Raw genomic sequence first — 10,089 nt, 5'->3', positions numbered from 1 at the left:
TAAACGGATTCAAACAAAACTAAAAACGAGCCCTGTTAATTATCGATTAAAATCAGCTTAATGACTGTTTTTATAAATGTCTACTTGACAGGTGCATGTTCATACAAATATATCGGTCAAAACAGGCCATATATCGGTCTAGGCATGATATTCGTCTACAAGTCAGTCACTTTCGCTATTGAAAAGTTTCAGACTCAATAGAGTCTCTTGTTCCTTTACAGAGTTATTCTTTGTAGCATTAACTTCCGTATAATTGGAAGAGTTTGTCACAATGATAGGTGTGACTACCTGATAGCCAGCTTTCTTGATTTCTTCAATATCGAACTCAACAAGTAAATCTCCCTTTTTGACTTGATCCCCCTGTTTAACATGAGAGACAAAATGCTTTCCTTCTAACTGAACCGTATCGATACCAACATGAATTAATATCTCTGCACCACTATCTGAAACGAGGCCGATTGCATGCTTCGTTTTAAAAGCAACAGTTACCGTTCCATTAACTGGAGAAACAACTCTTCCTGATGTTGGCTCAATTGCAACTCCTTTGCCCATTGCCTCTGAAGCAAATGCAGAATCCGGAACATCAGTTAAGTCAACTACCTTACCTTCAAGAGGACTTGCAACCTCCTCATCACTCTTTTCTTTGCTTACATTCGAATCCTCAGACGCCTCAGTTTCTTCAATAGGATCTTCAAAGCCTAGTAGCTGACACTAAGAACGCTGCTACGATACCAAGAACAAGCCCTAAAAATCCTTCTCCTCCAGGTCCATAGAATATCGGTAATGTTAAAAGTCCAGGTGCACCAGATGCGAATGCCTGAGTTCCAGCCTGTCCAATAATTGCTCCTCCGACAGCGCCACCAATAATCCCAGCAATAAATGGTTTTTTCAGACGTAACGTTACCCCGTAAATGGCAGGCTCTGTGATTCCAAATAAAGCTGTAACAGTTGCAGAACCTGCTAGTGCTTTCAATTTTTTATTCTTAGTTTTTAGAAAAACACCAAACGTTGCACCTGTCTGGGCAAATACTGAGGCTGCTGATGATGGTTTAATTCCATCTCTACCGTATACGGCAACATTATTAATGAAGACAGGAACGAGTCCCCAGTGAACACCAAAAATAACCAACAACTGCCAACTTGCACCTAAAATAGCACCTGCTAATAATGGGCTGAATGAAAATACAGCTAATAGTCCATCTGCAATTGCATTACCGACATTTACACCAATTGGACCAAATACAATTAACGTTAACGGAACCATTACCACAAGAGAAAGTAGCGGGGTAATAAAGTTCTTGACGCTTTCATGGATAAAACGATTACATAGTTTTTCAAACTTACTCATCACAAAGACTGCGAGGATAATTGGAATAACTGTAGATGAATAACTCATCATTGTTACCGGAATTCCGAAAAATGTAGTCGCCACTTCTTCTGCATTTAGCGCAATTACTGAAGGGTAAAGCAATGCTCCCGCAATTGTAACGGCAGTGAAGATATTTCCTTCAAACTTTCTTGCGGTCGTTACTGCGAGTAAAACAGGCAAGAAATAGAACAGACTATCTGCTGTAGCTGCTAGAATGATATATGTCGTATCTGTTGCTTCTAACCAACCAAAGTTTGAAGCGATTAATAATAATCCTTTTAAAATCCCCGCACCTGCCATTACGCCCAGTAAAGGAGCAAAAATACTTGAGATTATATCCACTGCTCGGCCAAAAATATTCCCCTTGCTCTCACCACTTGAATCTTCTGCATTTAAGTCGATTACTACCGAGGCAAAATAAAAACCTGAACCAATTTGAACACACTTGTAGTGTAAGCAAATTAGATCAGGTTATGCCCATACGGTAACATTCCATAACTATTCATCTTGATATTTTTAGTTTAGCAGTGCTTAATTGTGAAGTCAATTTCTCATCTATTAAGAAATTACAGCATTCTCATAAAATCCTCTTCACTAATAATTTTCAAATTTTTGCCCTCTCGAATCATTGATTCTGCTCTTTTTAACTTTGAAGACTTGTTTCCCTTTATCATAGCTTCTTTAAAGTCGCCAAGTAAGATGTAATTTGTTGTTGAAGTGATATTATTTTGTGGGATCCCACCACGTGCAGCTAGTAGTTCTGCTGCCTTCTTTCTCGATAGGAATTTAAGTTTACCTGTAAACACCATATTTTTCCCGAAGAAAGGATGATTAGGATCAGTGTCTGTTGCTATCTTAATTTTTTTAAAATCCACTCGTTCAGGATATTTATCAACAAAAGAAGAACGATAGTTACTTTGCACGATTTCCCCTGGCCTTATTTTAGTCTTTCCATATAACTCTTCTAAATTAGTAATTTGAAAGTCGGTAGTTAATTTCAACATTACGTAAGCACATGCTTTAGCATCATCTAATGCGTGATGATGATTGGTTAATTCAATTCCTAAGCGATTGCATAATGAGTTTAATTGATATGATGGTAAACCGGGAATTATCCTTCTTGAGAGCTGATATGTACATAGAAACTGATGATAAGCGGACTTTATCTCATATCTAATTAAATTGTCACGCAATGCATATCCGTCAAATGAAAGATTATGAGCAACCATCATTTTATTTTCGATTCTATTTTTAATAGAATTGTAAAAATAGTCAAATGTGGGAGCTTCTTTAACATCTTCTTTATTGATCCCATGGATAGAAATGTTGAAATCATCGAATTCTTCCTCTGGATTGATGAGCTGATACAGCGAATCTTCTATTTTCCCATTTTTCACGAAAACCATACCTACAGAACAGATACTATGTCGATTTCTGTTGGCAGTCTCAAAATCAAAAGCCACAAAATCACGAATGATCATGCACCACCTATTTAAGCAAAAGCTTCATTTTCTAAAAACTACGTTCAAAATTACTCTTGTATCCTGCCTTTTATTTTAATTTCCATTATTCGAACGCATTTCTACCTTTTTAGTATAAAACAAATTGAGAATAGAATTCTAATATTTTATCGTTTGCGGATATTTTATTGCTTTTTTCTTAAAAGCTATCTGTTGCGATTTTTGTGTGAAATCAAGGTTTCACCCGCCTTCTTTGTTATCCTAAAAAGGGGCTCTAACTCTACGAAGCGATGCGAAAAAACAAGTTTGCTCTATCGTTCGATTGACAAAAATGCTCACGAACATATACCCCTTCTTAAAAACAATTGGGAAAGTCCTTTGCACATAAATAATTACGGACTTTCCCAATAAATTCTATTTTAAATATTCATTACTTACCAAGACGGATTGAATTTGCTTGGTTGGAACGATAAATTCCACCGGGCCCATATACCCTGGTGCCACTTCATATTCATTAAAGGCAATGACAAGCTGATGGTCTTTATTAATGTAAAAATTTTGCTCTTTGTTTATATTGGTGAACGCACCAGCTTCACTTGAGTCCACCCAATATATTTTCGTTGAATCTTTTTTCATCTGTTCGTGCATTTGCTGTTTAATATATTCACTAATTATGTGTATATAGCTATCATCCTTAAATAGACTCGGCAAGGTAATTAGCAATTGTTTTTCTTTATCAATCGTATCATAGCTTTTCGTTACCATAGAGGAACCTCTTGTTTCCTCAACATAGCGACCTATTGATAAAAGTTGCTTTGTCTCCATTATTATCTCAAATCCACTCTCTATTTGAAGATGACCTTCCCTATCGAATACTTTTTCAGTTTCCAGTTCAGCCATAAAATTTTCATAAAGCTCACGACTTTCTCCGATATACTTATCATTTAACCCTTTTTCCAACTGTTTATTTTCCATTTCCACTTCCGGTATATCAATTGTCACTTGATAATTTCCTTCATCTACTTTATATTCCGTTACAGTTAACACCTTGACAATATTTCCAAGGACAGGGATTTCCTCTAACGATTTTGCAATAGCTGGATTAATGTTTACGGTTGTTGTAAAAATCATTAACACAGCAGCCACTGCCATCGCCAACCGTAAAGAAGTTTTTCTAGCCTGTCTTTTCTTCAGCACACGTTGAATAGATATATCTAACTCTTCCGGAATAGGAATATGATCATATTGCTCTTTCAAACGTTCCAATTTATGACGACTCATTCTACTCTCTCCCCTTGATTTTCTACTTCCAATTGGATCTTTAAAATTTTTAATGCTTTGTATAAGCGAGTTTTGACTGTATTCACGTTAAGTCCTAACACATCAGCCACCTCTTCAATCTTTAAATCTTCAAAATAACGAAGGACAACAACACTTCGATAATCTGGTGACAATTCATTCAACGCATGTTCTAGGTCAATATCCTCATAGTGATCCATATGGCTTCCGAGGTTCTGTTGCATCGTGAATTCATCAACAACAGTCATTTTTTGACGGCGCCTGAGAAAATCTAACGATGTATTGACGACAATTTTATAAAACCAACTTTTTATCGCGGTCTCATCTTTTAAAGTTTTAGCTCGAATCGCTTTTTGAACAGAATCCTGTACAATATCTAGTGCATCATCCTGATTATGGACATAGCTATACGCGAGGCGATAAAATTGTTCCTTATGTTTCATTACGTAGTCAGCAATGACTTTTTCCTGCCTAGGCGTCCTCCTTAACACATAACACATCTCCTTATTTCTTCTCGTTAGCTAACGGTGTTTTCATTTAATAGACGCATTCCCTATAAGAAAAAGTTTTAGCAAATTGGGGCATTTATAAATCTTCTTTCTTATACCATGACAAAAACCAACATTTTTCTCGCAATTCCCATTCAATTTAATAGTCTAAAAGAACTATTTAAATTATAGTATTATATACCCATTAATCGTCTAATTATTTAAAAACAAGGACAAAACACTTACAAATATCCTCATATTTGGGCATTAATGCTTATGAAAAATTCACATTTAATATAGAGAGAAAGCATTGGAAATTGTCGAAACATGCTATATCATTTTTAACTAGATTGAATATTGTCAATAAACCCTAGGACCATACACTCATAAAAAGGAAAGTGATGTTAATGAAGATGAACTTTGTTACAGATTTCTTCACTAAAACGATTAAAAGGAAGTTAATAACCGTTTCCATTCTTTAATTATCGATCCCCTTGATCGTATTAGGCATTATTAGCTATCAAAAAAGTAGCAGCAGTTTAGATGAAATCGGAAAAACAAATTTAAGAAATAGTGTTGAACAAACACTCGAATTAATCGATGCTCTAAATGACCAAGTGAAAAATGGAAGCCTTCCATTAGAGGATGCCCAAGAACGGGTAAAAATAGCGATTTTAGGTGAAAAGCAAGCTGATGGAACGCGTCCAATTAACGATAGTATCTATTTAGGTGAAAATGGCTATTTATTTATTGCTGACAGCAAAGGCACTGTCGTCGCCCATCCCTCTGTCGAAGGAAACAATTCTTGGGATAGTGAAGATATACATGGCAATAAATATGCCCAAGAATATATTGAAAAAGGGTTAAATGGTGGAGGATTTACTTATTACTTTTACCCGCTCCCACAAAATGAAGATGCAATCGAAGAAAAAGTAACATACTCAGAGGCCTATCCGGAATGGGATTGGATTGTCGTTTCCAGTACATATTTATCTGACTTTAACGAACCTGCAGATGAAATATTAACATTAAATATGATTGTTATTGGAGTGTCTCTCATTATCGGAATCTTAATCATTTGGCTCTTTACGAATCAATTAACAAACCCGATCAGGAAAGTAACAGACCATATGCTCCATATTGGGGATGGCGATTTAACGCTCGAACAATTGCATATTACTGCAAATGACGAAACAGGAAAGCTTGCCAATGGTATAAATGAGTTACAAAGAAAATTAAAAGAGATTATCCAAAATATCTCTATCGCCTCCCAATCGTTGTCAGGTCACAGCGAAGAGCTGACACAGTCTGCCAATGAGGTGCAAGTGGGTGCTGACCAAATCGCAAAAGCGATGGAAGAAATTGCCGCTGGAACCGAATCACAAGCACATCATGCAAGCTCACTTTCCAATACGATGGGAACCTATGTGGAAAGTATCGATGAAGCTAATGAAAATGGGTTGAAAATTTACCAATCCTCAAATGAAGTCTTAAAATTAACCGATAATGGCTCCCAATTGATGTCCCAATCTGTTAAGCAGATGAGTAATATCGATCAGCTCGTGCAAGACTCCGTATCAAAGGTACAGCAATTAGCAACTCAATCGAATGAAATTTCAAAACTAGTAACAGTCATCAGCGATGTCGCAGAGCAAACCAATTTATTAGCACTCAACGCGGCAATTGAAGCGGCTCGGGCTGGGGAACAAGGAAAAGGATTTGCAGTCGTGGCCGATGAAGTAAGAAAACTAGCTGAACAAGCAGCAAATTCGGTCAGTGAAATTACAGAAATCGTGGATAACATTCAAACCGACACCTCTGAAGTTGTCCACTCTTTACAAAGTGGGTATATAGAAGTAGAAAAAGGTACGAAACAAATTACGACAACTGGAGAAACATTTGAAAAAATCAATGATGCGGTTAAAACGGTAGTTACAAATGCTCAAACCGTCCGTGACAATTTAACCATGATCAAGTCGACAAGCGTTGAGATGAATACTTCAATAGAAGAGATTGCATCTATTTCTCAAGAGTCAGCAGCAAGTGTAGAACAAACTTCAGCTTCTGCGCAGCAAACAAGCAGTTCAATGGAAGAAGTTGCATCAAGCTCGGATGAACTTTCAAAATTAGCAGAAGAATTGAATGCTTTAATAAGAAGATTTCAAACGTAATTAACTTGAGGGTAGTAAAGAAATATAGTTCTTTACTACCCTTTCCTCGGTAATACGGTAACAGAGTATATGAATCTTAAAATTTATACTACAATAAAATGATGATAAAGGGAGTGTAATTATGAACTATTTTCCTTGATCTCCAATAGCTTATTAGGAGTGTGTGGTCATGACCGTAACAATTGTTAAAAAACCTTCTTTAATTACAGATATACTTATTTACATCATTCAGGATCACTTTCCAAACTTTATTTTAAAAATATATGACCCCCATTTTCTAGAGATGCTAATAAAAAATGAAAATATTACCGATATCATTTTAATTGATGTTGATATAGACAAGGATATAACCTTTCTTATCCAACACTACAAAAATTTGAATCGAAAGGTAATGATATGGACCGGAAGCATCTACAATTATAAATTAATCGATTTTTTTCGTTTAAACCTAGATGCCTATTTATATCACAAAATGGAGGAAGAAGAATTGATTAATGCCATTAAAATGGTATTAAAAGATGAAAAATATGTTCATCCTCAATTAGCATTTATTCTTTTAAATGATTATTATCAATTTGTTAATATTCAATTTAAAAAACCTGCTAAACTATTAACTACTCGGGAATGGGAAATCCTTGAACTATTAACTCAAGGGTATAAAAATGATGAAATTGCACAAAAATTATCCTTATCTGTAAAGACTGTTAAAAACCATGTTAATTCTATTTTAAAAAAACTAGGGGTTAAAGATCGAACAAACGCTGTTATTAAAGCTTTTAGACATAGATGGTTTTATTAGGGTAATTTTTTTTCACGGAATTTATCATAAATGATGAGGTGAAAAAAATGAAAAACAGCAATCAGTTGTCATTACATAATTTGAAAATCAAGCATTACATTCAACCTATTATCGATCTTTCCAATAATCACGTAATTGGTTATGAGTTCTTGCTCCGTTCTGAAAACATAAACAACCCAGAATTACTATTTAAAAAAGCTTCTCAAACGAATCAACTATTTGAACTGGATATGAAATCGATCTTCCAAGCCATAGAGACAATAAATTCTCATTTTACATACTTTGAAAACATGCTACTATTTATTAATGTTTTTCCAACGACATTAATGGAAAGCAACTTCCTGCAAGGGTTATTAAACATCATCTCCAAAACGGTTATTAAGGCAAACTCCATCGTTTTGGAGATAAATGAATCCGCAAAAGGGATGAATATCGCGAAATTAAAAGAAACCGTAACCATTTATAAAAAGCACGGTTTTACCATTGCCCTTGATGATGTTGGCAAAGGTGATTCAACTGTGATGGCACTCCTTGAAGTTGAACCAGCAATCGCCAAGATTGATAAATATTTCTCTATTGATTTAGCAACTTCTGTAAAAAAACAAGAGATCATCAAACTTCTGTTACAGTTTCTTAAACGTGATACCACTGTTATTTTAGAAGGAGTTGAAACGATTGAGGATTTGATGATGGCGAAATCTTTGGGAGTTCCCTATGGCCAAGGGTATTATTTAGGCAAACCGCATCCTTTAATAACATCATCCTAAAAAGCGGTCTCATTATACAATACAGCTGCAAATATGAAAGCACAAACATTGTAAATACTAATTGTTTCAATAATTTCCCCTAGGTATTAAACAATCTGGAGCAAAAGGAATGATATTTCCTGTCATTTACCTATTGCTCCTCCTCTTTATAAAAAGAACGCCTTAAAATTTCCGTATAACTATCCCATTCTTTCATTAACATATGAATATCAATCATGTAAAAAGGAGTATACGAAAAATATCCAACTAAAATTATTATCATTTCATTCATGGCATGGAATAAAGAAAAAGATGTATTTTATTACCTTTCTATCAGAACTATAACCTACTTCTTCTTTTGCCGAAATAAATCAAAGGATTTATATCCCTGTGATAATATCTCGACCATTTGCTCCTGGCGTTTTTCCCGCGTCTTCTGTTGTTTGGCAGAGAAAATATAACGAGCCCAATCTCTTTGATAACCAGGTGTTAAACTCCGATAGAAATCCAGTTCAACAGGATGGTCCGTTAATAGCTTCTCAACGTCTTCAATTTTGTCCTCATAAGCGGCAACAGACTGGCTCGCAGCCGGAGATTTTTTAGCTTTCTTTTTCTCACGCTTCAATCCAACAACTGTGAATACTTCATCCATACTCACCATCCTTGAAAACTTCATATCACTGTCATTTACATAGCCATCTTCCCCAACTTTCATTGCTGGAAAGATCTCATCTCTGTGGACAAATGTTTCATACTTTTTATTCCCTTTTTTTGGATAGGCAAAAAATAAATATCCTTTTTCTAGCAGCTGCTGCTCATTGATTATTTTCTGCGTATACTCAACCATTTCCTCAAGTGATTCGACAAAAATAAAGATCGCGTCATGCTCTCCAGAAAGCGCCGCCTTATTGTCAGTAAAAATATCATAATCACCTGGTTGATTTAAGACAGCCATATTTTTATATTTACTTAAATTCAATTTATCTTTAATCATCATATCGACTCCTTCTTGTTTTCTCATATATTCATTCACGTAATCATTTTCACAATCTTTAAAAGGTGTCCATCAACATTTTATCAAGTCCTTTTATTAAATCATACGATCCATAATTTCAACAATAGGCAGAATCGAGCATAACCCACTCACCCCTTTAATTCTTCCTTTCGTCAGCCTATCTCTTTCTACATAAATGAAAAGTGCTAGAACACCTGCTTTCAACAGCACGTAACATAAAACTTGCTTTACGAATTGACATTGCTGACCACATACCATAAACTTTCATTAATTTTAGTTATAAAGGAGTGGGAGTGATAAAATGAGTGCAGAACAAAAAAAACTAGAATCCTCTTACAAAGAAATAGCAGTCTCTTTTTTACAATTAGTTGCTGCTGGGAAAGTGCGAACAGCGTACGAGCAGTATATAAGCGCTAATTTCACTCACCACAATCCATATTTTTGCGGTGATGCTCCATCACTTATGCATGCAATGGAAGAAAGTTCAGCATCGGCACCTAACAAAAAATTCGAGATAAAACGGGTGATCGCAGAAGGAGAAATCGTTGCTGTGCATTCTCATGTACAGCAAGATTCAGAGGACATCGGCGGGGCAGTGGTACATATCTTTTGCTTTGACGGCGAGCAAATTGTTGAGTTATGGGATATAGGTCAAGCAATTCCAAAGGATTCACCTAATGAATACGGAATGTTCTAGAAGAACTGGTGGTACTGACTGGATCAAAGGGCAATCAGTACCATC

At 35.6% G+C, this 10,089-nt stretch carries 8 protein-coding genes and 1 pseudogene; 4 read left to right on the top strand and 5 right to left on the bottom strand.

Annotated features, from left to right (window positions below; genetic code table 11):
- Positions 1-162 precede the first annotated feature (162 nt).
- From FCJ93_RS15940 to FCJ93_RS15925, 4 genes and pseudogenes are all read right to left on the bottom strand, one after another.
- Positions 163-1,723, bottom strand: a pseudogene (locus tag FCJ93_RS15940) (beta-glucoside-specific PTS transporter subunit IIABC); the annotation flags it as partial.
- 212 nt (positions 1,724-1,935) lie between these two features.
- Positions 1,936-2,850 (bottom strand): exonuclease domain-containing protein, encoded by a 915-nt coding sequence (locus tag FCJ93_RS15935; protein WP_235879512.1) that lies wholly within the window; start codon positions 2,848-2,850, stop codon positions 1,936-1,938.
- A 393-nt stretch (positions 2,851-3,243) separates the two neighbouring features.
- Positions 3,244-4,110 carry a DUF3298 domain-containing protein gene (locus FCJ93_RS15930; protein ID WP_095309408.1) on the bottom strand — a complete coding sequence of 289 codons (867 nt, stop codon included), beginning with the start codon at positions 4,108-4,110 and terminating at the stop codon, positions 3,244-3,246.
- Positions 4,107-4,571: a sigma-70 family RNA polymerase sigma factor gene (locus FCJ93_RS15925; protein ID WP_235879515.1), complete on the bottom strand. Its 465-nt coding sequence runs from the start codon at positions 4,569-4,571 to the stop codon at positions 4,107-4,109. Before FCJ93_RS15925 ends, FCJ93_RS15930 begins: the two co-directional genes overlap by 4 nt.
- A gap of 539 nt (positions 4,572-5,110) precedes the next feature.
- Here FCJ93_RS15925 and FCJ93_RS15920 point away from each other — a divergent pair.
- The 3 genes from FCJ93_RS15920 (at position 5,111) to FCJ93_RS15910 (ending at position 8,353) form a co-directional block, all read left to right on the top strand.
- Positions 5,111-6,787: a methyl-accepting chemotaxis protein gene (locus tag FCJ93_RS15920; protein WP_328592008.1), complete on the top strand. Its 1,677-nt coding sequence runs from the start codon at positions 5,111-5,113 to the stop codon at positions 6,785-6,787.
- Positions 6,788-6,956: 169 nt separating this feature from the next.
- Entirely contained in the window at positions 6,957-7,586 is a 630-nt protein-coding gene (locus tag FCJ93_RS25780) for a response regulator transcription factor (RefSeq protein WP_095309404.1), read from the top strand.
- Positions 7,587-7,633: 47 nt separating this feature from the next.
- Positions 7,634-8,353, top strand: a complete 720-nt coding sequence (locus FCJ93_RS15910; protein ID WP_137744149.1) for an EAL domain-containing protein — start codon at positions 7,634-7,636, stop codon at positions 8,351-8,353.
- Positions 8,354-8,678: 325 nt separating this feature from the next.
- Here FCJ93_RS15910 and FCJ93_RS15905 read toward each other — a convergent pair whose 3' ends face one another.
- Positions 8,679-9,329: a YdeI/OmpD-associated family protein gene (locus tag FCJ93_RS15905; RefSeq protein WP_137744159.1), complete on the bottom strand. Its 651-nt coding sequence runs from the start codon at positions 9,327-9,329 to the stop codon at positions 8,679-8,681.
- Positions 9,330-9,648: 319 nt separating this feature from the next.
- Between FCJ93_RS15905 and FCJ93_RS15900 the strand changes: the two genes are divergently transcribed.
- Entirely contained in the window at positions 9,649-10,044 is a 396-nt protein-coding gene (locus FCJ93_RS15900) for a nuclear transport factor 2 family protein (RefSeq protein WP_137744148.1), read from the top strand.
- The last annotated feature ends 45 nt before the right edge of the window (positions 10,045-10,089 follow it).

It is taken from the genome of Robertmurraya siralis, assembly GCF_005502275.1.
Taxonomy (GTDB): Bacteria; Bacillota; Bacilli; order Bacillales; family Cytobacillaceae; genus Robertmurraya; species Robertmurraya siralis.
The sequence above is the reverse complement of the archived record's forward strand: the minus strand, read 5'-3'. Positions and strand labels throughout refer to the sequence as shown.

Bases quoted from the DNA above. Each gene is read 5' to 3' on its own strand.
- FCJ93_RS15935 (WP_235879512.1), bottom strand. From the start codon at position 2,850: ATGATCATTCGTGATTTTGTGGCTTTTGATTTTGAGACTGCCAACAGA.
- FCJ93_RS15930 (WP_095309408.1), bottom strand. From the start codon at position 4,110: ATGAGTCGTCATAAATTGGAACGTTTGAAAGAGCAATATGATCATATT.
- FCJ93_RS15925 (WP_235879515.1), bottom strand. From the start codon at position 4,571: ATGAAACATAAGGAACAATTTTATCGCCTCGCGTATAGCTATGTCCAT.
- FCJ93_RS25780 (WP_095309404.1), top strand. From the start codon at position 6,957: ATGACCGTAACAATTGTTAAAAAACCTTCTTTAATTACAGATATACTT.
- FCJ93_RS15910 (WP_137744149.1), top strand. From the start codon at position 7,634: ATGAAAAACAGCAATCAGTTGTCATTACATAATTTGAAAATCAAGCAT.
- FCJ93_RS15905 (WP_137744159.1), bottom strand. From the start codon at position 9,329: ATGATGATTAAAGATAAATTGAATTTAAGTAAATATAAAAATATGGCT.
- FCJ93_RS15900 (WP_137744148.1), top strand. From the start codon at position 9,649: ATGAGTGCAGAACAAAAAAAACTAGAATCCTCTTACAAAGAAATAGCA.